23 protein-coding genes and 1 tRNA gene are annotated in these 26256 nt (G+C 42.0%); 6 read left to right on the forward strand and 18 right to left on the reverse strand.

The genetic code is table 11. The features are described 5' to 3' along the window. Positions 1–234: 234 nt before the first annotated feature. The 3 genes from ACZ5OK_RS13760 to ACZ5OK_RS13770 all read left to right on the forward strand — a co-directional run bounded on the left by ACZ5OK_RS13760 (position 235) and on the right by ACZ5OK_RS13770 (position 3082). Positions 235–501: a phosphocarrier protein HPr gene (locus ACZ5OK_RS13760; protein WP_343842386.1), complete on the forward strand. Its 267-nt coding sequence runs from the start codon at positions 235–237 to the stop codon at positions 499–501. A gap of 4 nt (positions 502–505) precedes the next feature. After that, a complete protein-coding gene (gene ptsP / locus ACZ5OK_RS13765; protein ID WP_343842383.1) occupies positions 506–2224 on the forward strand; it encodes a phosphoenolpyruvate--protein phosphotransferase in 1719 nt (572 codons plus the stop codon). 444 nt (positions 2225–2668) lie between these two features. Next, a complete protein-coding gene (locus ACZ5OK_RS13770; RefSeq protein WP_464758202.1) occupies positions 2669–3082 on the forward strand; it encodes a hypothetical protein in 414 nt (137 codons plus the stop codon). Positions 3083–3202: 120 nt separating this feature from the next. Here ACZ5OK_RS13770 and eno read toward each other — a convergent pair whose 3' ends face one another. From eno to rpoN, 8 genes are all read right to left on the reverse strand, one after another. Next, positions 3203–4489 (reverse strand): phosphopyruvate hydratase, encoded by a 1287-nt coding sequence (gene eno / locus ACZ5OK_RS13775; protein WP_343842376.1) that lies wholly within the window; start codon positions 4487–4489, stop codon positions 3203–3205. A gap of 79 nt (positions 4490–4568) precedes the next feature. Further along, on the reverse strand, positions 4569–6107 hold the full coding sequence (gene gpmI / locus ACZ5OK_RS13780) for a 2,3-bisphosphoglycerate-independent phosphoglycerate mutase (RefSeq protein ID WP_343842373.1): 1539 nt from the start codon (positions 6105–6107) through the stop codon (positions 4569–4571). Next, the gene (tpiA, locus tag ACZ5OK_RS13785) at positions 6100–6861 is read right to left on the reverse strand and encodes a triose-phosphate isomerase (RefSeq protein WP_343842370.1); all 762 of its coding nucleotides are present in this window, start codon (positions 6859–6861) and stop codon (positions 6100–6102) included. Before tpiA ends, gpmI begins: the two co-directional genes overlap by 8 nt. A gap of 38 nt (positions 6862–6899) precedes the next feature. Continuing rightward, positions 6900–8084 (reverse strand): phosphoglycerate kinase, encoded by a 1185-nt coding sequence (locus ACZ5OK_RS13790; protein WP_343842367.1) that lies wholly within the window; start codon positions 8082–8084, stop codon positions 6900–6902. A gap of 130 nt (positions 8085–8214) precedes the next feature. Next, positions 8215–9219 carry a type I glyceraldehyde-3-phosphate dehydrogenase gene (gap, locus tag ACZ5OK_RS13795; RefSeq protein WP_044163105.1) on the reverse strand — a complete coding sequence of 335 codons (1005 nt, stop codon included), beginning with the start codon at positions 9217–9219 and terminating at the stop codon, positions 8215–8217. 46 nt (positions 9220–9265) lie between these two features. Continuing rightward, the gene (locus tag ACZ5OK_RS13800; protein ID WP_343842363.1) at positions 9266–10282 is read right to left on the reverse strand and encodes a sugar-binding transcriptional regulator; all 1017 of its coding nucleotides are present in this window, start codon (positions 10280–10282) and stop codon (positions 9266–9268) included. A 155-nt stretch (positions 10283–10437) separates the two neighbouring features. Further along, complete coding sequence (locus ACZ5OK_RS13805) at positions 10438–10686, reverse strand: glutaredoxin family protein (protein WP_343842361.1); 249 nt, start codon at positions 10684–10686, stop codon at positions 10438–10440. Continuing rightward, complete coding sequence (gene rpoN / locus ACZ5OK_RS13810; RefSeq protein ID WP_343842358.1) at positions 10683–11975, reverse strand: RNA polymerase factor sigma-54; 1293 nt, start codon at positions 11973–11975, stop codon at positions 10683–10685. The genes ACZ5OK_RS13805 and rpoN overlap by 4 nt, the downstream gene beginning before the upstream one ends. A 141-nt stretch (positions 11976–12116) precedes the next feature. Here rpoN and ACZ5OK_RS13815 point away from each other — a divergent pair, with 141 nt between their 5' ends. Further along, the gene (locus ACZ5OK_RS13815) at positions 12117–12326 is read left to right on the forward strand and encodes a DUF378 domain-containing protein (RefSeq protein WP_343842356.1); all 210 of its coding nucleotides are present in this window, start codon (positions 12117–12119) and stop codon (positions 12324–12326) included. 111 nt (positions 12327–12437) lie between these two features. Here the strand turns inward: ACZ5OK_RS13815 and ACZ5OK_RS13820 are convergent. Continuing rightward, positions 12438–12509: transfer RNA gene (locus tag ACZ5OK_RS13820), tRNA-Arg, on the reverse strand. 504 nt (positions 12510–13013) lie between these two features. Between ACZ5OK_RS13820 and clpP the strand changes: the two genes are divergently transcribed. Next, positions 13014–13598, forward strand: coding sequence for an ATP-dependent Clp endopeptidase proteolytic subunit ClpP (clpP, locus tag ACZ5OK_RS13825; protein WP_343842355.1), 585 nt, complete (start codon positions 13014–13016; stop codon positions 13596–13598). Between the two features lie 92 nt (positions 13599–13690). Here the strand turns inward: clpP and ACZ5OK_RS13830 are convergent, their stop codons facing one another. From ACZ5OK_RS13830 to ACZ5OK_RS13860, 7 genes are all read right to left on the reverse strand, one after another. Then, positions 13691–13945, reverse strand: coding sequence for an HPr family phosphocarrier protein (locus ACZ5OK_RS13830; protein ID WP_343842353.1), 255 nt, complete (start codon positions 13943–13945; stop codon positions 13691–13693). A gap of 681 nt (positions 13946–14626) precedes the next feature. Beyond that, positions 14627–15574, reverse strand: a complete 948-nt coding sequence (gene whiA, locus ACZ5OK_RS13835; protein WP_343842351.1) for a DNA-binding protein WhiA — start codon at positions 15572–15574, stop codon at positions 14627–14629. 19 nt (positions 15575–15593) lie between these two features. Then, positions 15594–16553 (reverse strand): gluconeogenesis factor YvcK family protein, encoded by a 960-nt coding sequence (locus ACZ5OK_RS13840; RefSeq protein ID WP_343842349.1) that lies wholly within the window; start codon positions 16551–16553, stop codon positions 15594–15596. 8 nt (positions 16554–16561) lie between these two features. Continuing rightward, entirely contained in the window at positions 16562–17443 is an 882-nt protein-coding gene (gene rapZ / locus ACZ5OK_RS13845) for an RNase adapter RapZ (protein ID WP_343842346.1), read from the reverse strand. Between the two features lie 20 nt (positions 17444–17463). Next, positions 17464–17925 carry an 8-oxo-dGTP diphosphatase gene (locus tag ACZ5OK_RS13850; protein WP_343842344.1) on the reverse strand — a complete coding sequence of 154 codons (462 nt, stop codon included), beginning with the start codon at positions 17923–17925 and terminating at the stop codon, positions 17464–17466. Positions 17926–18293: 368 nt separating this feature from the next. Continuing rightward, a complete protein-coding gene (gene trxB, locus ACZ5OK_RS13855; RefSeq protein WP_464758203.1) occupies positions 18294–19256 on the reverse strand; it encodes a thioredoxin-disulfide reductase in 963 nt (320 codons plus the stop codon). A gap of 74 nt (positions 19257–19330) precedes the next feature. After that, the gene (locus tag ACZ5OK_RS13860; RefSeq protein ID WP_343842338.1) at positions 19331–20359 is read right to left on the reverse strand and encodes a tetratricopeptide repeat protein; all 1029 of its coding nucleotides are present in this window, start codon (positions 20357–20359) and stop codon (positions 19331–19333) included. 207 nt (positions 20360–20566) lie between these two features. Between ACZ5OK_RS13860 and ACZ5OK_RS13865 the strand changes: the two genes are divergently transcribed. Next, positions 20567–22579 carry a penicillin-binding transpeptidase domain-containing protein gene (locus ACZ5OK_RS13865; RefSeq protein WP_343842335.1) on the forward strand — a complete coding sequence of 671 codons (2013 nt, stop codon included), beginning with the start codon at positions 20567–20569 and terminating at the stop codon, positions 22577–22579. A gap of 221 nt (positions 22580–22800) precedes the next feature. Here ACZ5OK_RS13865 and ACZ5OK_RS13870 read toward each other — a convergent pair whose 3' ends face one another. Further along, positions 22801–24459: a glycerol-3-phosphate dehydrogenase/oxidase gene (locus ACZ5OK_RS13870; protein ID WP_343842334.1), complete on the reverse strand. Its 1659-nt coding sequence runs from the start codon at positions 24457–24459 to the stop codon at positions 22801–22803. 294 nt (positions 24460–24753) lie between these two features. Next, on the reverse strand, positions 24754–26244 hold the full coding sequence (gene glpK, locus ACZ5OK_RS13875; protein WP_343842332.1) for a glycerol kinase GlpK: 1491 nt from the start codon (positions 26242–26244) through the stop codon (positions 24754–24756). Between the last annotated feature and the right edge of the window lie 12 nt (positions 26245–26256).

Below are 26256 nucleotides of genomic sequence, written 5' to 3' on the forward strand. Positions count from 1 at the left end.
GAACAAAATGTCGTTTTTTGATGAAAAGTAAGTGATTTTCATTGATATTCATATTGGCCTTGCGATAAAATTATAGAAGTGATTAAAGGTTTGTCTACTGAATTCATTTTTAACCCTAAATACCGTATAAGAATATTTACCATTAAGTAGATGAAACTAAAAGAATGAATAACATTGCTCACTTATGAATTCGGTAACAAACATAAAGAAACAATAATATAGGAGGAAATCACTATGGTCGAAAAAACTTTTAAAATTACAGCAGCTGAAGGGGTTCATGCACGCCCTGCCACTTTATTGGTACAAAATGCAGGTAAATTTAATTCAGATATAAATATGGTATATAACGAAAAGTCAGTAAACCTGAAATCCATTATGGGAATTATGTCTCTCGGGATTCCAACTGGCGCAGAAGTTAAAATTACAGCTGAAGGTAACGACGAAGAAGACGCGATTAACGCACTCGCTGACGTAATGAAAAATGAAAACCTGGGGGAGTAATTTTATGAGTCAATTAACAGGGATTGCGGCTTCTAATGGGATTGCCATTGCAAAGGCTTACCTTTTAGAAACACCTGACCTTACGTTTGAGACGAAAAAAGATCAGAATCCGGAAGAGGAGATTCAACGATTAGAAGCCGCAATTGAGAAATCAAAATCAGAGCTGGAAAAGATTAAAGCTCATGCAAAGGAAAAAATGGGTGATGAACATGCTGAAATATTTTCTGCTCACCTATTAGTATTAGATGATCCTGAGTTAATCCAGCCGATTGAAGATAAAATCAAATCAGATCAGGTAAACGCTGAGGCTGCACTGGATGAAACCGCTAATATGTTTATCACAATGTTTGAAAACATGGATAACGAATATATGCGGGAGCGCGCAGCTGACATCCGCGACGTTACCAAACGAATCCTTGCTCATTTATTAGAACGGCCATTTCCAAACCCAGCCTTAATTGATGAGGAGGTTGTTGTGGTTGCCCAGGATTTAACTCCATCCGATACAGCCCAGTTAAACAAGCAGTTCGTCAAAGGGTTTACAACCGATATTGGAGGACGTACTTCACACTCCGCCATCATGGCAAGATCTTTGGAGATTCCTGCTGTAGTTGGTGCAAAGGAAGTCACCCAAACCATTAATGATGGAGATATGGTTATTATTGACGGATTGGATGGTACAGTTCTGATAAATCCTGATGATAGTGAACGAAAGGCCTATGAACAAAAGCAGGCACAGTTTGAAGAACAAAAAGCAGAATGGGCCAAATTAAAGGATGAACCATCTGTAACTGCTGATGACAAACGTGTCGAGCTCGTTGCCAATATTGGTACTCCGGATGATGTAGAAGGTGTTCTACGTAATGGTGGCGAGGGTGTAGGTCTTTACCGTACCGAATTTCTTTATATGGGAAAAAGCAGTCTTCCAACAGAAGAGGAGCAATACGATGCCTATAAAGCCGTTCTCGAAGGTGTAGGCAGTGACAAGCCTGTCGTTGTTCGTACTCTTGATATTGGTGGAGACAAAGAGCTTGATTACCTGGATTTACCTAAGGAATTAAATCCATTCTTAGGATTTAGAGCGATTCGTTTCTGCCTGGAACGTGACGATATTTTCCGTACACAGTTACGTGCCTTACTACGTGCAAGTGTCTATGGCAACCTGAAAATTATGTTCCCAATGGTGGCTACCATTGACGAATTTAAACAGGCAAAAGCCATTCTTCTTGAGGAAAAAGATAACTTGAAACAGGAAGGAAAAGAAGTTTCTGATGATATCGAAGTTGGTATCATGGTTGAAATTCCTTCCACTGCAGTTATTGCCAGACAATTTGCCAAGGAAGTCGATTTCTTCAGTATTGGTACAAACGACTTAATCCAATACACTATGGCAGCAGACCGTATGAATGAAAAGGTCTCATACTTATATCAACCATACCATCCTGCTATTCTAAATCTGGTCAGCAATGTGATTGAAGCGGCTCACGCAGAAGGAAAATGGGCAGGTATGTGCGGCGAAATGGCCGGGGATCCTATTGCGATTCCAATTCTTTTAGGCTTAGGTCTGGATGAATTCAGCATGAGCGCCACCTCTATTTTACCCGCACGCTCACAGCTGCTGAAACTATCTAAAGAAGAGATTTCCTCTTACAAGGATGAAATCTTATCAAAATCAACAGCAGAAGAAGTTGTTGAGTTCGTAAAAAACATTACGGAATCATAATGATATAAAACCGGCAGACAATCGTTTGCCGGTTTTTTATATTCTCTAAAAACTAGATTTTAAATCAAGGAACTCGGAGATCCCCCCTGCACAATGAAGATAGAAAGAATCACCATTGGTAAGGCAGATTTCCAAAACAGGGAGGATTTTATGATGATGAGTTTACAGCTTTTTCAATTAGCTCTGATGTGATGGGAATCAGTCCGACGTTTATTTTCGTTATTGCCATTCAGGCCCTTGCAATAACCGTAATTTTAAGAGCACGAGGAGGCTCACCGCTCACCCATAGAAAGCGTAGTGTATTTCAACTGCGGTGGCTAGAGCAACAAACTAAGTTAAAATAGCCTTTTATAAAATATCAATGATTTTTTCTCCCATTCATTAACAACCTAATTAGTAGTTGAATATCCTGGAAATGAATGAAAAGAAGGGAGAGATTTACAAGTGCATCACTATAATCAAATGAATCCTTATCAGACTCAAACTCAGGGAAGTTTTCAGCCTGACCACATGAAAAACCAATGTCAAACGTATATGAATTATCATGTTATCGTACAATTAAATGATGGTTCACAGTTCGATGGGATTATCGACGACATCGATGCGGAAAATGTCGTCATATTAGTCGCAGAAGACATTGACGGAGAAATCACAAACAGACAATTTGGCTATGATTATGGAGACAATGATTATGGGTACGGCTATAATGGAGATGGCTACGACGGATACGGTCGTCCCCGCCGGAGAAGATATCGCCGATTCCGCAGACAACGATTCCCATTCCGCTTTATAGGAAGAATGTTCCCATACCCATATTTCTATCCTTTTTCCCCTTATGGATACGGCGGCGGATACTAATCAGGTACAATATGATTTTCATTGAGGCAGCTTAAAGGCTGCCTTTTACTTGCCCTCATCAAACATTTATAACTACAGAAAAACGGCACCCAAAAAGGATGCCGTTTTTTATATCAATCATTATTTATTCAGGTTGTAAAAGGCTTCTGCACCTGCATAGTTTGAGGTTGCACCAAGAATATCTTCAATTCTTAGAAGCTGATTATACTTAGCTACTCGATCGGTACGGGATGGGGCACCGGTTTTGATTTGGCCTGCGTTGGTAGCAACGGCAATGTCTGCGATGGTTGCATCCTCTGTTTCCCCGGAACGGTGGGAAATAACAGCTGTATAGCCGGCCGTTTTCGCCATTTCAATGGCTTCGAAGGTTTCGGTAAGTGTTCCAATCTGGTTTACTTTAACAAGAATGGAGTTACCTACGCCCTGCTCAATACCACGTCCAAGGCGTTCCGTGTTGGTTACAAACAGATCATCTCCTACTAGCTGCACACGGTCACCGATACGTTCGGTAAGCTGCTTGTGGCCTTCCCAATCATCCTCATCAAGACCATCTTCAATGGAAACAATAGGGAATCGGTTCACAAGATCTTCATACCATTGAACCATTTCTTCAGAGGTACGAACAACGCCTTCCCCTTTAAGATTATATTTTCCATCCTCATAAATCTCAGAGGAAGCAACATCCATGGCAAGCTTCACTTGTTCACCTGGTTTATAGCCAGCTGCTTCAATTGCTTCTACAATCGTGGATAGGGCCTCTTCATTTGACTTAAGGTTTGGCGCGAACCCACCTTCATCACCAACACCAGTATTATAGCCTTTGGAGCTTAGCACTTTTTTCAGGCTGTGGAAAATTTCTGCTCCCATACGAAGAGCCTCTTTAAAGCTTGGAGCACCTGCTGGCATAATCATGAATTCCTGAATATCCACGTTATTATCTGCGTGCTCACCACCGTTTAAGATATTCATCATTGGAGTTGGAAGCACTTTTGCGCTGAATCCACCTAAGTACTGGTAAAGAGGAAGACCAACATAGTCGGCAGCCGCATGTGCAACAGCCATGGATACACCTAAAATCGCATTGGCTCCCAGATTGCCTTTATTATTTGTGCCATCTAATTGAATCATAATTTCATCAATGTCCACCTGACGAGTGGCATCATATCCAATGAGTTCCGGTGCAATAATTTCGTTTACGTTGCTTACTGCGTTGGAAACTCCTTTACCAAGATAGCGGTCTTTATCTCCGTCACGTAATTCAACAGCTTCGTATTCACCTGTTGATGCACCACTAGGTACAAGTGCAGAACCGTAAGCACCTGATTCTGTATATACTTCAACTTCAACGGTTGGATTGCCGCGTGAGTCCAATACTTCGCGAGCATAAACATCTGTAATGTATGGCATATTGATACTCTCCTTTTTCTATTCATTTCATGTATGATTTCGTTATGTTGACATTCAATCCTGTCAGCCAAATCATTTTTTATTTTTTAATTAACGATTCACCTGTCATTTCAATCGGTTTTTCAACGTTCAGTAAATCAAGGATGGTTGGAGATAAGTCTCCCAAAATCCCTTCTTCACGTAATTCCACGCCCTCTTTCGTAACGATAACAGGGACTGGATTTGTCGTATGAGCAGTCATTGGTTTATCATCCAGCGTAATCACTTCATCTGAGTTGCCGTGATCGGCTGTAATAACTGCATGGCCACCCTTTTCTAAAATTTTGTCCACAACTTTTCCTAAACATTCATCAACCGCTTCAATTGCTTTTATTGTAGGCTCTAACCTGCCGGAATGCCCGACCATATCAGGATTTGCAAAGTTTAAGAGAATTACATTGTGCTTATCCTCGTCAAGGTCCTTCAGCAATGCATCTGTGACTTCATAGACACTCATTTCCGGTTTGAGGTCATAGGTTGGTACTTTAGGCGAATTTATTAAAATTCGGTCTTCACCTTCAAAGGTTTGCTCACGACCCCCACTCATAAAGTAGGTCACATGCGGATATTTTTCTGTTTCTGCAATGCGCAATTGAGTTAAACCTTCTTTTGAAACAACCTCACCTATCGTATTCTTTAAGTTATTCGGACCAAAGGCAACGTTGGCATCAATGTCATCACTGTATTGAGTAAGCATGACAAACTGTACATTCTTCGGTGCCTTTTCTCCTAAATCAAATCCGGCAAAGTCCGGGTTCGTAAAAGTTCTGGTCATCTGGGAAGCCCGGTCCGGACGGAAGTTATAAAAGATGATGGCATCCTCATCTTCAATGGTTGCAACAGGATCGCCGTTTTCATCCGTCATAACCGCCGGAATAACAAATTCATCAAAGACTTCATCCTCATAGGCATCTTCTAATGCTTCGTGAGGATTATTGAATTTAGGTCCTTCGCCATAGACCATCGCACGGTAAGCAAGCTCAATACGCTCCCAGCGTTTATCACGGTCCATTGCGTAATAACGGCCGGAAATGGTAGCAAATTCCCCTACACCGTATTCCTTCATTTTTTCCTCGGTCTGATTAATGTATGTCGAACCGGTTTTTGGACCTACGTCACGTCCATCAAGAAACGCATGGACATACACTTTTTCCAGGCCGTTGTCAGCTGCCATCTTAAGAAGCGCGTATAAATGCTCAATATGGCTGTGAACCCCGCCATCAGATAAGAGGCCAAAGATGTGAAGGGCTTTATCCTTACTTTTTACATGCTCAACAACGTCGTTAAATTGTTCATTCTGGAAAAAGCTCTGATCCTCAATAGATAGGTTAATTCGAGTCAGACTCTGGTAAACCACACGTCCTGCGCCAATATTCAGGTGGCCTACCTCAGAGTTCCCCATCTGGCCATCAGGAAGTCCTACTGCTTTTCCACTTGCCTGCAATTGTGTGTGCGGAAACTGGCTCCAGTAACGGTCAAAATTAGGTGTGTTTGCCTGTTTTACCGCATTTCCTTTTTCCTCGTCCCTTATTGCAAAACCATCTAAAATAATTAATGCTGCTAATTTATCCTTACTCATTTTTGCCTGCCTCCACTAATTTTAAGAAGGAGTCAGCCTCAAGACTTGCACCGCCTACAAGCGCACCGTCGATATCGGATTGTGCAAGTAATTCATCAACATTTGCCGGCTTCACGCTGCCGCCATATTGAATACGAATGGCATCTGCTGCTGTTTCAGAAACGGCTGATTGAACGACATCACGGATATGTGTGCAAACCTCATTTGCCTGTTCGGAAGTTGCAGTTTTGCCTGTACCGATGGCCCAGATAGGCTCATAAGCAAGAACAACTTGTTTTACCTGCTCTTCAGAAAGACCCTCAAGAGCGGCTTTTACCTGCTTTTCAACATGAGGTTTCGTTTCATTGGCTTCTCGTTGCTCTAACGTTTCTCCAACGCAAACAATAGGTGTCAGTTCATGGGAAAAGGCTGCATGAACCTTTTTGTTTACGGACTCATCGGTTTCATTAAACATTTCCCGGCGCTCGGAATGGCCTAAAACTACATATTCAACGCCAAGATCCTGAAGCATGACAGGACTGACTTCACCTGTAAATGCGCCATTTTCTTCAAAGTGCATATTTTGTGCCGCAATTTTCACATCTGTTCCTTTTGCCTGCTCTACTAAAGCTGGAAGGGATACGAATGGTGCACATACAACACTTTCAACCTGATCTGAAGATGGAACGTTTTCTTTGACGTCACTTAAAAACTGTTTGGCTTCAGAAACCACTTTATTCATTTTCCAGTTTCCTGCAATAATCTTTTTGCGCATTCGATCACCTCATCAACAAATTCTATTTTAAATAGGAATTACTCCTTATCGTTTAAGGCTGCAACACCTGGAAGAACTTTTCCTTCCATAAATTCAAGGGAAGCACCGCCACCGGTTGAAATATGGTCCATACGGTCAGCCATGCCAAACTTTTCGACAGCTGCTGCAGAGTCCCCACCGCCGATAACGGTATAAGCATCCGTTTCAGCAAGAGATTCGGCAACAGATTTTGTACCATTGGCAAACAATTCGAGCTCAAATACACCCATTGGTCCATTCCAAATCACCAGTTTGGAGTCTTTAATAACCTGGTCAAAGGTCTTCCGTGTTTCCGGTCCAATATCCATACCTTCCCAGTCAGAAGGAATATCTTCAATGGAGACCACCTTTGTATTGGCTTCTTCAGAAAAGTCATCGCCTACAACAACATCCTTAGGAAGGTATAAGTTTACGCCCTTCTCTTTGGCTTTGTTCATGTAATCCTTGGCCATATCAATTTTATCTTCTTCTAATAATGACTTTCCAATCTCATGACCCATGGCTTTAATAAATGTGTAAGCAAGGCCCCCGCCAAGGATTAAATGATCGGCTTTATCAATCAAGTGATCAATAACTCCAATTTTATCTTTAACTTTGGCACCACCAATGATGGCTGTAAATGGACGATCTGGATTTTCTAATGCATTGCCCAATACTTTCAGCTCTTTCTCCATAAGGAATCCGGCTACAGCTGGGAGATATTGAGCCACACCTTCAGTGGAAGCATGGGCACGGTGAGCAGCTCCGAATGCATCATTCACATACAAATCTGCTAAATCTGCAAAGGCCTTCGCAAGCTCTGCATCATTTTTCTTTTCTCCTGCTTCAAAACGTACATTTTCAAGTAAAACAACATCGCCATTTTCCATTTCCTTAATCGCCTGATTTACTTCATCACCGTAAACCTGATCCGTTTTGGTAACCGGTTTGTTGAGATGATCACTCAACCGTTGGGCAACAGGATCAAGACGTAATTCATCAACCACTTCACCTTTTGGACGCCCCAGGTGACTGGCCAGAATAACTTTAGCACCATTTCCAACAAGGAATTCGATGGTTGGCAAGGCTGCCTTTATTCTGGTTTCATCGGTGATTTCTCCATCCTTCATCGGTACGTTAAAATCAACACGACAGAAAACCTTCTTCCCTTTCACATCAACATCACGGATTGTCTGTTTGTTCATGACAAAGCCCTCCTTTTGTTGAGCCATATGTATAAGCTATTTTAAAAACATTACAAGGAGGAGGGATATTCCCTTCCTCCTTTTGTGTTAAATCTATCCTGTTAGGGGAGGTTATTTTCCTCTACTGGTATTATAAACCTTTGCTGGCAATATATGCAGCCAGGTCTACACAACGGTTGGAGTAACCGGACTCGTTATCATACCAGGAAATAACCTTAACCATGTTGTCTTCAAGTACTTGAGTTGTCAGCGCATCAATGGTTGAAGATTCTGTGCTTCCGTTATAGTCACGGGAAACTAATGGCTCTTCGGAGTAACCAAGTACACCTTTAAGCTCACCTTCAGCAGCTTCCTTAAGCGCAGCATTTACATCTTCAGCTGTTACATTTTCATCAAGCTCGGCCACTAAGTCTACAAGGGAAACGTTTGGTGTTGGCACACGCATAGCCATACCATTTAATTTGCCTTCAAGCTCTGGAAGTACAAGGGAAACAGCTTTTGCTGCACCAGTTGTAGTTGGAATAATATTTTCACTTGCTGCACGGGCACGACGATAGTCTTTATGTGGTAAGTCCAGGATTTGCTGGTCATTTGTATAAGAGTGAACAGTTGTCATAAGTCCACGCTTAATACCGAACTTATCATTTAGCACTTTCGCAAATGGTGCCAGGCAGTTTGTTGTACAGGATGCATTGGAAAGTACGTGATGACTTTCAGGGTCATACTTGTCTTCGTTAACGCCCATAACGACTGTAAGGTCTTCCTGCTTAGCTGGTGCAGAGATGATAACCTTTTTCGCACCTGCATCAAGGTGTTTCTTAGCATCGTCACGCTGAGTGAAACGACCTGTGGATTCGATAACAATCTCAACGCCAAGGTCTCCCCAGCCTAAGTTTGCAGGATCTCTTTCAGAAAGTACTTGAATAGTTTTACCACCTACGACAAGGTTTTCACCATCAACAGTTACTTCCTGGTCAAGCTTCCCATGAACAGTATCGTATTGAAGAAGGTGGGCCAGCATATTAGCATCAGTTAAATCATTGATAGCCACAACCTCTACATCATTGTTATTTAGTGCTGCACGGAATACGTTACGACCAATTCGGCCAAAACCGTTAATCCCTACTTTTACCATTTATAATTCCTCCTTAGAAATTTAAATCATATTTTATGTGAAAGGGTTATCCCTTTAACAGCTTTTCTGCTGCAGCTTCATCGGTTATAAGAACATTGCTTTGCCCTTGCTTGAAATAGGATTCAATCGCATCAGCTTTGGATGTTCCACCTGCTACAGCTATAACTTGGTTTATCTTTTGCAAATCTTCCATCTGCAATCCAACGGTCCGGACTTTGTGTACAATGTTTCCGGATTTATCAAAGTAATATCCAAAAGCTTCTCCTGCACCGTCAGCTTCCTTTATTTTCTCCAACTGACTTTTCGGCGTTTTTCTTCTGTTCGCCATCGTGATCGCATCACCGATTCCGTGTAAAACGATATCTGCATTCTGAATTTCATTGGATATTTCCTTCACAGCTGGTTCTTCTATAATGGATTGATAGGCTTTTTCACTGATTGGATCGGGTACATAAAGAAGCCGGTATTCCCCTTGGGCTCTTTTGGCCATTTGTGCACATATGGTGTTGGCCTGATTTTCAACCTGCTCCCCAAGACCACCACGGGAAGGGACAAACAGGCAATCCTTTTTATTTAAAGGTGTCATAGATTCAGCAACCAGTGACATGGTGCTACCACCTGTAACCGCTATGGTCATGTGGTCCTTAATGACATCCTTCAAGTAGGAAACACAAGCCTTACCTAACTCTTGTTTTACCCTTCTTTCCTTGTCACTATTACCTGGTACCACTATTACTTTATCCAGCTGGAGTTTTTCCTTTACCTGGTGCTCAAGAACCTTCACACCGGAAATCTCTCTCATAAGCTGCTCCAGCTGTTCGGCAATCCTTGCTCCTTCTGTTGTCATATGTATTCCCTTTGAAGTAATGTCCACAAAGCCCTGCTTCTGGAAAAATTCAACTTCCCCGCGCACGAGTCGTTCCGTAAGCTTGACCTGTTCGGCTAAGCTTCTTCGCCCAATAGGCTGTAACAACTCTATACTTTTTAATAAATTTGTGCGCCGTTCCATAATTTCCATAACTTCCGGGAAAACTTTCTGTTGTAAAGAAATCAGGTCTTTCATGTGCAAGCCCCTTTTAAGTGATACATCAGTGTGACCAAGCCTTTGCTGACCATCGGGTTGTTTTCGTCCCACCATGGACTATTTTGTCCCGAATGCTGCAAAAAAATACATCAATTCTTAATTCTTAGTTTATCAATCCACTTTTCATTATGCAATTATCTTAGCTTTTTGTCAAAAACTTTTCTTATTTGTTGAAGATTCATTTGCGAGCCGTCGATTTCTTCCCCATCCACACGAATAACAGGGATCGAAATCTGATATTTCTCCAGTAGCTGATCATCCTGATAAATATCCTTTTCCTCTATATTAAACTCATATTCCGTCTGCAGCAGCATTAAAAGGCTGCGTGCTTCATCACATAGCGGACAATTCTCTTTGGTATAAAAAATAATGTTGTTCTTCATTTGTTTCGTCTCCTTTTTCGTTTGCTCGAGGAAGGCAGCTTAAGTGCTAATCGGTATTTTGCCACGGTACGCCTTGAGACTTCAATCTGAAACTCATTTTTCAGCATTTCTGATAGTTTCTGATCAGATAAAGGCTTTTGCTTATCCTCATGCGAAATCATTTCCTTAATAAGATGTTTGATTGCATAGGCACTCACATCACCTGTTCCCCCCTGAAGTCCGGGCTGAAAGAAAAACTTCACAGGAAACATGCCATGAGGGGTTTGTAAGTATTTTTCCTTCACAGCACGGCTTACAGTAGAAACATGTAAGCCTGTTTCTTCAGCGATCTCCCGCAGTACCAGTGGTTTCAAATGCTCAGGACCATAATCAAAGAAAGCAATCTGTCGTCTGACAATGGATTTAAAAACCCGATCAAGACTGTCCAAACGCTGGGAAAGTGCTTTTTGCAGCCATTTCCCCTCTTGTGTATACTTTTGAAAAAAATCTCTTTCTTCCGGGGATAATCTGCTATGATCTATAGAATAGTCAACAATCGTAATCGTCGGACTGTTCCAACCAGTCAGTGCCACCTTCCAGACCCCATTACTTTGAAATACCTCGCCATCAGGAATGATTGGAGACGATGTATTCCCGGCAACCAGTATGCCCGGTTTCGGATGAAGGCTTTGGATATCCTGAATCGCCTCCTCAATGGCTGCTTCAGAAACTCCATACTCCATCATTAAATCTTCCACCCGGTCATCAGCAATCCAATCCAGGTGGTTGGTAACGATATTTATAGCCAGGCGACTGGGCGCTGAACTCCGAAAAAGCTGAAGAGCAAGACACTCCTGGAGGTTTCTGGCCCCTATGCCCGCCGGATCCAGACTTTGAATCAGCTCTAAGGCTTCTCCTATCGTTTCCTCATCTGTCTGAAAAGCAAATTGCCAATCGGTTAATGCAATCGTTAAATAGCCATTTTCATCCAGGGAATCAATGCCATACTCTACAATCTGCTTAAATGTAGGTGACAGTTTCTTATCCAGCAACTGCTCTTTTACATATCCGGCTAAATCCTGGCTATCATCGATCCAGAAGCTCTCATCAAATCCCATTCCACGTTTAGCAGGTGTATAATCAGGTACCGTCCTCTCCGTTTCTACTTCTATCAGGGGATTTTCCTTCATTTGCTTTTCTAAAAACTGCTGAAGTTGAAAACCATTATACTGCAGGAGTTCAATAGCCTGCCCGAGCTGCTGTGTCAGCTTCCAGGTGAGCTTTTGTTCCTGCGTTAATTTTGGCTTCATCCTTACGCCTCCCCTTTAAAAAAGAAGTTTATCTATATAAATTATACCAAAAAGTTGCCTTCCTAAGAGTTTTAAAATTTTGCATAAATGTTCCACTTTTTTACATCCTAAAAGTAAGGACTTTTAAAGGAGGTTCAAAATATGAATGGTCTGCAAAGATTCGCATTGTTTTTAACCATTGTCGGAGCTATTAATTGGGGATTAATCGGGTTCTTTAATTTTGATCTGGTAGCTGCACTATTAGGAGGCGGTGATCAGGATGAATTATTACCCCGTATAATTTATGCCGTTGTCGGAATCTGCGGATTGATTTGTCTGCCGTTATTGTTCCGCTCGGATGAGGAAGTGTAATCAAGGGCGGAAATGACGCTGGGTGGCCTCTTAAGATTTCCGAGCAAAAATCCACTAAATTGTAAATACAAAAAAGGCAGCTGTAAAAGCTGCCTTTTTTTGATTAATGAGCGCCCTCGAAGGGAATCGAACCCCTATTACGAGAACCGGAATCTCGCGTGCTATCCGTTACACCACGAGGGCATATTTTTATGTTAAGAAGAAAGCGACATATTTTATTATAAAGCTGAAAAAGGAAAAACGCAAGGGGGGAATAAGAAGCTGTTCAATAAAGTGAAACTTCCATCAGTGGGGGTTTTCTCCATCCCCCACTTAGTCTTGTTGGGTTACCCTCAAAACTTGAAGTCGGGGTATTACGGCCAGTTAATACGTGATAATTAAATATTATCATCAATCAAAGACATTTCACCCTATATACCTGATGAAATTCCCCTTGTATATCTCTATCCTATACAGGAGAGGATAGTAGGGATTAGTTTCTGATGTGATACATATAATTTAAGGTAAAAGTCTGGCAGGAAAGATAAAGAAAAGCACGAATGAAAACAATAAAGAGAATGAATGTTTTTCGTTTGACCTTTATTGACCAATTAGGTATGATAAACATGTCAACAAAAAAATGACCAGTAAAAGCTAGCTAATCAGTTAGCCAGACGAAAATACTTAGGAAACAAGGAGGATCACTTTATGAATTTAATCCCAACGGTTATTGAACAAACCAATCGCGGTGAACGTGCTTATGATATTTACTCAAGACTGCTGAAGGACCGTATTATTATGCTGGGAAGCGGAATTGACGACAATGTTGCCAACACTGTCGTAGCCCAAATGCTTTTCCTTGCAGCTGAAGATCCGGATAAAGATATTTCCCTTTACATTAACTCTCCGGGTGGTTCCATCACTGCAGGTATGGCGATTTACGATACCATGCAGTTCATTAAACCTGATGTTTCCACCATCTGCATTGGTATGGCTGCATCCATGGGTGCATTCCTGCTTAATGCCGGAGCAAAAGGTAAACGTTATGCCCTTCCAAACAGTGAAGTCATGATTCACCAGCCACTTGGTGGAACACAAGGGCAGGCTTCTGACATTCAGATTCATGCAGAGCGTATTCTTGAAATGCGTAAAAAGTTAAATCAAATCCTGTCTGAGCGTACAGGACAGCCAATTGAAGTCATCGAGCGCGACACAGACCGCGACAACTTCATGTCCGCTCAGCAAGCCGTTGATTACGGACTTATTGACCAGGTAATGGAGACAAAGAATTAAGCAGTTTAGCTGAAAACCGAAAACACCGTACAAAAGGCATACCAATCGCTGTGATTGGTATGCCTTTTGTTTTTGTCTTTCAATGTGTGCACTCACTCCACCATAACGAATGTGGCTAGTTCATTTATGGCATCCTGTTCATCGGATCCATCGGCCTGGAGAAGAATTTCCTCACCGCTCCCAATAGCCAGGCTCATCAATCCCATAATACTCTTGCCATTTATACGTTTTTGATCTTTTTCAATAAATATATCTGCTGAAAAGCGATTGGCCTCCTGCACAAATTTTGCAGCCGGCCTTGCCTGCAAGCCTGTTGACAATTCAACCGTAACCTTTCGTTCTACCAATCTGTATTCTCCTCTCTGCTCTCCATATCTATGTTTGTATAATATATGTACAATGGCTATCCAAAGGAATAAACCAGCAAAAAATCATTTATGAAAGCGTTTTAATTAAAGCCATTATACCATGGAAAAGGCAAAAAGAAAACGAAAAAATAAAATGAATATTCATTCATTTTAAGATGGAACAAAGGCGGAAGCGCCCGTTTGTCCAGCTGCGGCTCCCAGGCCCAAGCGGTCATAAGCAGAATAACCTCCATGGCCAAAAAGCGGCCACTCCGGATATTCTGCTTATGCCGTCGGGCCTAAACGGTCGCCTCCGCTTTTCTATTAGCGACGTACGGACTGGACTGAGCCGTAGGAGATAAAGTGAAACTTCAATCAGTGGGGTTCATTCCCACTGATTGTTAGTTGAACAAATCGGGTGTTTACTGTCTGTTGACCCCCCATTTATTTCTACAGGGGGTCTTACAGCCGGTTAACTCGCGGAAAAGGAAACACGAGAAACCTTGTGAGTCGATGTTGACTTATCGTACGGAGGTGAAGGAAGTCTCGCTAGTCGCTGGGCGCTGGAGCCGGACGTGGCCTCTCATGTCTTTATTATCCACAAATCGCTTATTTTATAATTTCCTAAGCAACAGCAAAGGACATGGGTACTGACCCATATCCTTTGCCTAACCTTTTGTATTACACTTCACTTATTTCTCCACGTCTTAGTTTTTCAGAAAACTCATCAATCTTTTTCAAACGATGATTAATACCCGACTTACTGATTTTACCTGTCGAAACCAATTCACCCAGTTCTTTCAAAGAAACATCCTGATGTTTCAATCGAAGTTCAGCTATTTCCTGCAAGCGGTCAGGCAGAGCTTCCAGACCAACCGTCTGCTCAATATATCGGATATTTTCAACCTGTCGGAAAGCTGCACCGATTGTTTTATTTAAATTGGCGGTTTCACAGTTCACCAGTCTGTTGACCGAATTCCTCATATCCCTCATAATCCGCACATCTTCAAATTTCAGCAGTGCCTGATGAGCCCCTAAATTAATTAAAAGCTCCGTAATCTTGTCTGCCTCTTTTAAATACGTAATGTAACCCTTACGTCTCTCAAGCGTTCTTGCGTGTAAGTTGAACTTATTCATGAGGCCACATAAGGCTTCATTGTGATCTTCATGTAACGATGAAATCTCCAAATGATATGAGGATGTTTCAGGATTATTTACAGATCCGCCAGCCAGAAAAGCCCCACGTAAATAGGAACGCCTGCAGCAGGTTTTTTCCATGTACTTTTCGGCTATTTCATGGTTGAAGCTAAACGGAGAATCCAGGATCTCAAGCTGCTCGAGGAGAGGCTGAACGTCTTTTTTGAGCCGGACAATATACACATTATTCTTCTTCAGCCGCATTTTCTTTCGTACCAGTAATTCAATCGGATGGCTGTATAATTGTTTTAGTAAGGTGTACATTCTCCGGGCAATCGCAGCATTTTCCGTCTGGATATCCAAAATATATTCCTGATTCGATATGGAGATGGACCCGTTCATTTTAATTAATGCCGACAATTCCGCTTCAACACAGCATGCATCAACTTCGACCTTCGTTAATTCTTTTTTGATATCTGAAGCAAATGACACTTCCCGCACCCCCTCACACTCATTTTTCCATTAATGAATATAATAGTTTTGCAATTTTATCTGTATCATGTCGTAATTTTACTTTCGTGTGGTCAATAATGTCCCCCTCGATAATTTCCAGTCCCATCTTAAGCAGGCGTTGAATATCATAGACAACCGGTTCTGCCTTTTCTTCTTCGTAAAGCTTTTGAACATCATGTTCGATGGGCGCATTGTGAACAACAATAGAATCCACACACTGATCTCCAGTATGATCCTGAATCGCCTGCACATGATCGGCAGCTGTATAGCCCTGTGTTTCTCCGTATTGAGTCATAACATTACAGACATATACCGTTTTACCTGTCCGCTTTTTCAGAGCTTCTCCAATTTCAGGAATAATAATATTGGGAAGGATACTTGTATAAAGACTGCCCGGGGCAATCACAATTAAATCCGCATTTTTAATAGCCTGAATCGCTTCAGGAAGTGGTTCAATATGATCAGGGCTTAAAAATACCCGTTTAATCGTTTTATTAACTAAAGGAATTTGGGATTCACCTGAGATGATACTTCCATCCTCCATTTCCGCATGGAGAAACATATTCTGGTTTGCAATCGGGTAAATCCTGCCTTTTACATTTAATACACGGGAAATTTCCTTAATTCCTTTGTAAAAATCACCGGTAATCGAGGTCATGGCAGCGAGCAGCAAATTCCCCAGTGAATGCCCGGATAAACTGTTCCCATTTTCAAATCGGTGCTGAAACATCTGTAATATCATCGGTTCTGCGTCAGACATGGCTGCAATCACATTACGTATATCACCAGGAGCAGGAATGGCCATTTCGCTGCGCAGGCGTCCGGAACTTCCTCCATCATCAGCTACCGTTACGATAGCAGATAAATCTAATGGATAGTCCTTCAGTCCGCGTATTAACACCGGCATACCTGTACCGCCGCCAATCACCACTACATTGGGTTTCCGTTTATCTCTCATAAACATGGCTATCCTTTCTTTTTGTCAATCTCTCGGTGCGTTACATATGTGTCATATTCGCTTTGGAAATAGTCGGCTATTTTTTCGGCAATAGCCACAGAACGATGCTGTCCGCCTGTACAGCCTACACCCACAACCAACTGACGCTTACCCTCTTTTTTATATTGCGGGAGCATAAAGGACAGCATATCTAACAGTTTATTCATAAAAGTGTCTGTTTCAGCCCATTTAAAAACATATTCCGCAACTTCAGCATCCTTTCCAGTTAAAGGACGCATCGATTCTACATAATGGGGGTTGGGAAGAAAGCGAACATCAAAAACCAGATCGGCATCAATCGGAACCCCATGCTTAAATCCAAAGGAAACGACGTTCATGGAGAAAACATGCTGGGACTGATCCTTAAAAGCCTGCAGAATTTCCTCTCTTAATTTTCGTGGTTTTTTATCAGATGAATCGATAATAATTTGTGCTCTTCCCTTTAGCTCATCGAGTAACTCGCGCTCTTTTTTAATCCCCTCTAAAGGAAGGCCATCCGGAGCTAAAGGATGGGAACGACGCGTTTCTTTGTAGCGGGAAACCAGTACATCATTATCTGCCTCCAGGAAGAGGATTTGTTCAGAAATCCAGTCCTCTTTCCCGACCTGAACTAATGTATCAATTAATGTATCAAAAAACTCTCTTCCTCTTAGGTCCATCACGACAGCTACTTTAGGTGTACGCTGATCGTTTTCTTTCATTAATTCCAGAAACTTCGGAAGCAGTGCGGGCGGTAAATTATCCACACAAAAATACCCTAAATCTTCAAAGCTCTGTACGGCCACTGTTTTTCCTGCCCCTGACATTCCTGTTATAATCACCAGCTCCACTTTTTGTGATTGTTCGCTCATAGGATTGCCCCCTTTACTGCTTAATCGACCTGAAATGAGATAAGTTCATCGTTTGATGTATATGTAAATGTACCATATAACACATCATTTCGATTTAGTATATGTTTATAAATCACCTGGTCTCCTTCAGCCATGTCCTTGTTCAGCACATCACTGACCGGTACCCATTCCAGTTCTCCTTCTCTGCAATATTCATTTAACGTACCCTGATATTGCCGACCGGAAAAGGTAAACATCATCCACTCATCAATCGTCTGATCATCTTCCTTAATAACAAATGTAAAAACACCCTTTAATTCCGGGTCCACGAGTGTTAATCCTGTCTCTTCCGAAAACTCCCGCCTGACTGATTGCTGAATATGCTCACCAGGCTCCATTTTACCTCCTGGTGCGGCATACCAGTTTCTTCGCGGTTTCTTCAACATTAAAATATGATCTTCATATTGTAAAACACAGTTTGTTACGCGCTGCAAATTCATCACCTCAAATGGGAAAGTCACACACCATCATCCTTAATTACAGCTCGTTGTGCGTGGAAAAAATCCATCAGGGTGTGTTTCCCCCTTGTCTCTCCCTTTATTATACTACGAAAAAATAGGAAAACCAATGAACCCGATATGAAATCCCACTGTTTATAATTGCCAGGCTCGTCTTTATTAAAGTCAGGGTATAATGAAGAAATACAAAAATAAAGCACAGGCTATAAAATGGCCTGTGCCTAATAGTGAATCTATCTTTTAAAAGGGGGTCAATTTTTTCTTAATTCTATTGTACCCAAAAATTATTTCACACACATTACAACAGCATTAAAAGGAAATTACGTTTCAGTAAATCTCCTTTAAAATCTGTATTACTGTTCAACCTTCAATTCCTCTAACAGGTTTTCCACATATACCTGTGCAGATTGAGCAGCAATACTTCCGTCACCTGTTGCTGTTACAATCTGGCGTAAATCCTTTTCACGAATATCTCCGGCTGCAAAAATCCCTGAAATTTCTGTTTCCATGTTTTCATTCGTTTTAATATAGCCTTCCTCGTTCGTGATTCCCATATTTTTAAATGGTTCATTAAGCGGGAGCATACCAATGTAGATAAATGCACCATCGATATCCTTCTCATACGTTTCTTCTGTTTTATTATTATAAAGAGTTACGCTGCCCACTTTACCGTCTTTTCCGTTAATCTCTTTCACTTCGGTATCCCAGATAAAGTCGATTTTTTCATTATCAAACGCTCTTTGCTGCAGAATCTTCTGCGCACGCAGTTCATCACGACGGTGTACAATCGTTACTTTATCTGCAAAGCGGGTTAAATAAACGCCTTCCTCAACAGCAGAATCTCCGCCGCCCACAACGATAAGGTTACGACCTTTGAAGAATGCACCGTCACAGACTGCACAGTAGGAAACGCCCCGGCCACCCAGTTCTTCTTCACCAGGTACACCTAATTTTTTATATTCAGCACCGGTTGAAATAATAACGGCACGGGCTTTATATTCCTTTTCACCTGCTATAACCGTTTTATATTCCTTCCCGTCCTTGATTTCCTTTATATCTCCATAGCCATATTCTGCACCAAACTTCTTCGCATGCTCGAACATTTTATTAGACAAATCAGGTCCTAAAATATGGTCAAAGCCCGGATAGTTTTCAACGTCCTCTGTATTCGCCATTTGACCACCCGGAATTCCTCTTTCAAGCATTAGCGTATCCAGGTCGGCACGCGACGTGTAAACAGCTGCTGTAAGACCAGCTGGACCTGCACCGGCGATAATGACATCATAAATTTTGTCCTCGGAAGCCATTGCTATCATTCCCTTCGTTCATACATTTCTTTACCCTTTAGTATTATCGTATTAGATAGGGATTTAAACGTCTATTGAAATGCTCAATCATTTCTTTCAATAGGATGCTGCCTGCCGATTTCTTTTAAACGGGGATGTCGATTGCATCCTTCCTTCCAGACTTCAACAGCCTTTGATTTCAATCCCATCTTATAAGCAGCAATACTGTACCATTTATAGTAAGAAAGGTGATTTTTCAGTTTATGCCTCGGTAAATCTTTAAAACGTTGATATGCCAGCTCATAATGTTCTGTATGGGCAAAAGCTGTTGCAACTTTAAGCCGTTGCTGATCATGTATAGGATAAACATTTTCCAGCCATTCTATGTACTGGCCGGATGTATCCTGTTCACCCATTTCCCAATGAAATATCGCTAAATTTACAATGCTGTGAATGCTGGAAGGGTCTTCTTCATAGGCTTCTTTTTCGAGTTTCAGCGCTCTCTCCTGCTGACCTGAAAAGAACAAGGCCCAGGCAAAGTCATGCTTCGCCAAAACATAGTCAGGATAGCGGGCCATCATGTGCTCTATAATTGGAAGTGCCTGCTCCCAGTCATGATGCTCAAGATAATAAAAAGCCGATTCCTGATAAGTTAATAATTCATCCTCCTCATCAAAAATCCACTCATCCTCATCTTCCTCAATATCATCATTATAAGCCTTTAATAATTCCAGTAACTCCTTTGCCTCATCTGCAAATTCTCCATTTGGGGCTTTATTCAAATAAATTTCTATATTTTTTTGAGCATCCTGAAACAGACCAAGATGAGCATAATTATTAGCCAGTAAATAATAACAATCTACATAGGACTCGCCAAAATCATCAAGAACCTTCATAAGCATCTGGTTCGCCTGATCATAGGCTTTTGTTTCAGTATATAGTACAGACAGCTGGCTTGGGTAAAGTGGATTGTCCGGTTCCAGTTCAATCGCCCGCTTCAGCCATTTCTCTGCTTTTTGAAAGTTATGCTTTTGAAAGGCTTTTACACCTTGTGAAAAATAAAACTCCCCTTCCAATAAGAACGGGATGACATTTAATTGATTATCAATTTGGTGATTCTCGGTATTTGCCATGAAGTGCCTCCTATCAACACATATAACCATTAAAAGTATAACACACTCAGGTGAGGAATAAAATGATTGAGAAAATCGTTTTACAACAAATTTCCCGGTTCAGAAGACCGTTTCCATATATTTATTATTGAGTCATTTGATATCTTGAAGCAACGTCAACGACTGGGTAAAATAGTAATAATATTACATAAAAAGGATGTGGCTGGTATGAAAAGGAAATGGATTTTGTTTTCAGCCATTTTGTTATTATCATTCCTCGGCGCATGTAAAGGTGATCAGGTGACACCGGATGAACGCCTGTCGGAATACATCAGCCTGTGGAATGAACAGAATTTTGATCAAATGTATGAGGATTATTTGTCAGCAACGGCTAAAGAGAACTATGCAAAAGAGGACATGGCTGGTCGCTATAAGGATTTATACAGTGACTTGGAAATAAACGATATTAAAGTCAGTTTTGAAAAGCCGTCGGACGATGAACAGCCCGATTATGAAAAAGTGAAAGAAGCTTCATTTCCCATACATGTGGAAATGAAGTCCATTGCAGGTCCTGTCTCTTTTGACCATGAAATGACACTGGTGAAAGAAACCCGTAACGAAGAAGAAAACTGGTATGTAAATTGGGATACCACTTATATCTTTAAACAACTTGAAGATGGAGATGAAGTCGGCCTCGATACAACCGCCGCTCCCCGCGGACAGATTTTTGACCGGAATGGTAATGGATTGGCGATAAACGATACGTTACCTCTAATGGGCATTAAGCCTTCAGCCATGGAAGGACATGAGCAGGAAACAATCAAGGCATTGTCGGAGCAATTGCATTTAGATGTGGAATACATTAAACAACAGCTGAATCAGGATTGGGTACAGCCCGATTTATTTGTTCCGCTTCGAACCATCAATCCAAATGATCAGGAGCTATTTGACGAACTAATGGCCTTGCCGGGCGTCTTTTACCAGGATCAGGTCGGACGTTACTATCCGTTAGGTGAAGCGGGCGCCCATCTCGTCGGATACACAGGCGATATTACAGCAGAGGAATTAGAGGAGCATGAAGACGGCGGTTATTCTGCCCAGGACAAAATAGGAAAACGAGGACTTGAACTCTTATATGAAGAGGAACTCAGAGGTGAACCGGGAGCAGATATTTCTATCAAAAAGGCCAATGGGCAGAAAGTAACCGTTGCTTCTAAAAAGGCAAAAGCAGGCCAGGATATTCACGTCACTATTGATTCAAAGGTCCAGAAGACGATTTATGAAAAAATGAATCAGCGACAAGGATCGGCCGCTGCCATTCATCCAAAAACCGGGGAAACACTTGCCCTTGTCAGTTCTCCGTCTTTTGATCCAAACGGACTAACGTCCAATGCCTATGCTAAATTATTGGAAGATAAGACCAAACCATTACTTAACCGTTTCACATCCTTATATGCTCCAGGATCAACATTTAAGCCTGTAACAGCGATGATTGGATTGTCATCGGAAGCCATCACACCTGAACAAACCCGAAATATTCAGGGGGAAACGTGGAAAAAGGATGGCTGGGGAAATTATGCCGTCCGCAGAGTAACCGATCCGGGCCACCCTGTAAACCTGGAGGATGCACTGGTTTATTCAGATAACATCTACTTTGCACAAACGGCCTTGGACATTGGTGCTGATAATATGGTTTCCGGACTTAAGAATTTTGGGTTTAATGAAGATATCCCTTACCCCTATGGAATTCCGCAATCCAAAATTTCAAACAGCGGGAACTTGGATGAAGAAATTATGCTTGCTGACACCGGATATGGGCAAGGAGAACTGCAGGTAAGCATTTTGCACCTGACAGCCATGTTTACTCCTGTTTTAAACGAAGGAAATCTTATCAAACCACAGCTTTTGGCGGAACAGGAACCCAAGGTCTGGAAAGAAAATCTGGTCAGTGCTGAACATGCAGATTACATTCACCAGGCTCTGAGAAAAGTCGTTTCCAGTACAAACGGAACAGCCCGGGAAGCAAACATCCAGCAGGTTCCTCTGGCCGGTAAAACAGGAACTGCCGAGCTAAAGGCAAGTCAGGATAAAGAAGGAAAGGAAAACGGTCTCTTTGTTGCCTATGACTCCGAAAACCAGGACCTTATGATTTCTATGCTGCTTAAAAATGTCCAGGATGATGGAGGCAGTGCTTTAGCTGTAGAGCGTGTGAAGGAGGTTTTTGAAGAACTTTATAAATAGTAAATGAGCACTCTCAATATATAAAGAAAGGCTGACCTTAAAGTGTGGTCAGCCCTTCGTATAAAGTGAAACTTCCGTCAGTGGGAGGTTTTCTCCCTCCCCCACTTATGGTTAGTTGAACTTATCAGGAATTTACTGGCCGTTTATCCCCCACTTAGTCTTGATGGGGTACCCTCAAGACTTGAAGTGGGGGTATTACGGCCAGTTCATGCGTGATATGATTAATCTTCTTCCACTGGATGTGTGGCTTCATACATTAGCTGTTCAAGCTGTTCGGTATATTCTTTCTTTTGATCATCAGACCAAGTAAATTGCTTAGCCATATAGGTGATCACCGAATCTTTATGCTCACGAACCCAGTTAATATCAAAGAATAAAGCACCTGTACGTCTTATAAAGAAATCAACCGGTTTATAAACAAGCTCCTGCTCAATGCCGTATCGAAGCATGGCATAGACTACGGGGTCCAGATTTTCAGCTTTGGCTGTGTCCTGCTCATTCTGATATATATCATAAATAGAATCAATATTAGAACCATAGCGTTTAACCAGAGATTCTGCAACGCCTTCATCAAGGCCGGCTTCTGCTCCTTCACGAATCTTCTGAGGGACAAATCTTTCAAAGCCTGAAGAACCTCCTACGTCTCCACCGGAAATTCGTAACTCTTTCGTTTGTGTTCCCGGGAATGATCTACCTTCTTCTTCATGAAGCTGTTTCCCAACCAAATCAACAATGCTTTCGGCCATTTTACGGTAGCCAGTTAATTTTCCGCCTGCAATGGAAATGAACCCGGAGTCCGAAACGAAAATTTCATCTTTACGGGAGATTTCGGAAGGGTCTTTCCCTTCTTCATGGATAAGCGGACGTAAACCTGCCCAGCTTGACTCAATGTCCTCGGCTTTAATTCCAACAGTCGGGAACATATAATCAATCGCCTTTAAGACATAATCCCGGTCCTCTACCGTCATTTTGGGATGTGCAATATTGCCCTCATAAACCGTGTCCGTAGTCCCTACATAGGTTTTTCCTTCTCTCGGAATCGCAAAAACCATACGGCCATCAGGGGTGTCGAAGTAAATGGCCTGCTTCAGAGGGAAACGGTCCTCATCAAATACAAGATGAATCCCTTTTGTAAGATGCAGGTATTTGCCACGCTTGGAGTTGTCTTTTTCTCGTAAGGTATCAACCCATGGACCTGCTGCATTGACAATTTTTTTCGCATATAGCTGGTCATGACTTCCATCGGTTTGATCCTCTGTTTCTACACCTACAACACGGTTATTGTCATAAATGAGATCTGTCACTTTTGTATAGTTCAGGGCAAGTGCTCCCTTTTCTACAGCCTTTTTCATCACTTCAATCGTCAAACGGGCATCATCGGTTTTATATTCTACATAGTAACCTGCCCCCTTAAGACCCTTTGCATTTAACAGTGGCTCTCGATTTATGGCTTCTTCCGGTTTAAACATCTGCCTTCTTTCTGTCTTTTTAACGCCGGCAAGAAAATCATAAACACGTAAACCAATGTTCGTGGTGAATGGACCGAATGTGCCGCCTTTATAAAATGGCAGCATCATCCATTCCGGAGTTGTAACATGAGGACCATTTTCATAAACAATGGCTCGTTCCTTACCTGTTTCGGAAACAACCCCGATTTCAAATTGTTTTAAGTAACGAAGACCACCATGAACGAGCTTTGTTGATCGGCTTGATGTACCTGCTGCGAAGTCCTGCATTTCCACTACAGCTACCTTCATTCCTCGTGTTACCGCATCAAGCGCAATACCTGCACCTGTAATTCCTCCCCCAATAACAAGCAAATCCAGAGATTCGTCCTTCATTTTCCCTTTCATTTCTTTACGATTTAGACTTGAGAACATCGTCCATCGCTCCTTTTATCATAAAAAACTCTTAATAATATGGTTAACCTTTATTGCAAACGGATACAACCAAAAAAGAGACCACAAATGTCCCCTATACAATGTATAGAGTATTTGTGGTCTCTCAGGATTCTCCGTCCAAACTATTAACTTAATTTTATTATAACACGCGAACCGGTTTATGGGAAGTCATTTTAACGATCTCGTGTGCGCGGGCAGGGTTCCCCATTAGGTGTGTTGTAGGGGATTGACAGAGATACAAATGACTCCCTTAAAACCGAATTTATCTGTTAATTACTTGAATGCACGGGTTGCAGAAACAGCTTTCTTCCAGCCCTCGTATAGTTCATTACGTTTGTTATCATCAAGATTGTCTTTAAATGTACGCTCAATCTTCCACTGCTTTGCGATTTCCTCTTTGTCGTTCCAGTAGCCCACAGCCAAACCAGCAAGATAAGCAGCACCTAGGGCAGTGGTTTCATTAATGACAGGCCGGTCTACCTGAACGCCTAAGATATCACTTTGGAATTGCATGAGGAAGTTGTTTTTAACCGCCCCACCATCGACACGCAGCGATTTAACGTCGATTCCTGAATCAGCGACCATGGCATCAACAAGATCTTTGGACTGATAAGCCAGTGACTCAAGGGTAGCACGAACAAAATGCTCCTTGGTTGTACCGCGAGTAAGTCCAAATACCGCTCCTCGTGCTTCACTATCCCAGTAAGGAGTACCTAAACCAACGAAAGCTGGTACTACATAGACACCATCTGTGGAATCTACATTTGTGGCATAGTCTTCACTTTGTGGTGAATTATCTATGATTTCAAGACCGTCACGAAGCCACTGAATCGCAGAACCGGAAACGAAGATACTTCCTTCCAAAGCGTATTCAACTTTTCCGTCAACACCCCAGGCAAGTGTGGTTAATAAACCATTTTTCGATTTAACGCCTTCTTTCCCTGTGTTCATGAGCAGGAATCCACCTGTACCATAAGTGTTTTTAACCATTCCTTCATCAAAGCAGGCCTGACCAAACAGGGCAGCTTGCTGGTCACCGGCAATACCTGCAATTGGAACCTCTTTGCCAAAGAAGTGATAGTCAACCGTATTTGCATAAACTTCAGAGGACTGGCGAACTTCCGGAAGCATGCTCTTCGGTACAGTCAGAATATCGAGAAGCTCATCGTCCCATTTCAGGTCATAAATGTTAAACATTAGTGTACGGGATGCATTGGAGTAGTCGGTAACATGAGCCTTACCACCGGAAAGCTTGTAAACCAGCCAAGTGTCAATGGTACCAAATTGAAGCTCACCTTTATCAGCCTTTTCTCTCGCCCCTTCAACATTATCCAGAATCCATTTTACTTTTGTACCCGAGAAATATGGATCCAGAAGAAGTCCGGTTTTCTCATTAAACAGATCGTTGTGTCCCTGTTCACGCAGCTCCTGACAAATGCCTTCTGTTTGACGGGATTGCCAGACAATCGCCTTGTAAATTGGCTTACCTGTGTTCCGATCCCAGACTACAGTAGTTTCACGCTGGTTTGTAATCCCAATTCCTGCTACCTGATCAGGTTCAACGTCTGCCTTTCTAAGTACTTCTGAAATACAGGACAGAACAGATGTCCAGATTTCATTGGCATCATGCTCCACCCAGCCTGGCTTTGGAAAGAACTGCTCGAATTCCTTCTGGGCGGTTTCCACGATTTCCCCTTCATGGTTAAACAAAATCGCCCGTGAACTTGTTGTTCCCTGGTCTAAAGATAGAATAAATTTACTCATAGTGTCTCTCCT

The sequence above is a fragment of the Salinibacillus aidingensis genome, from assembly GCF_055393355.1.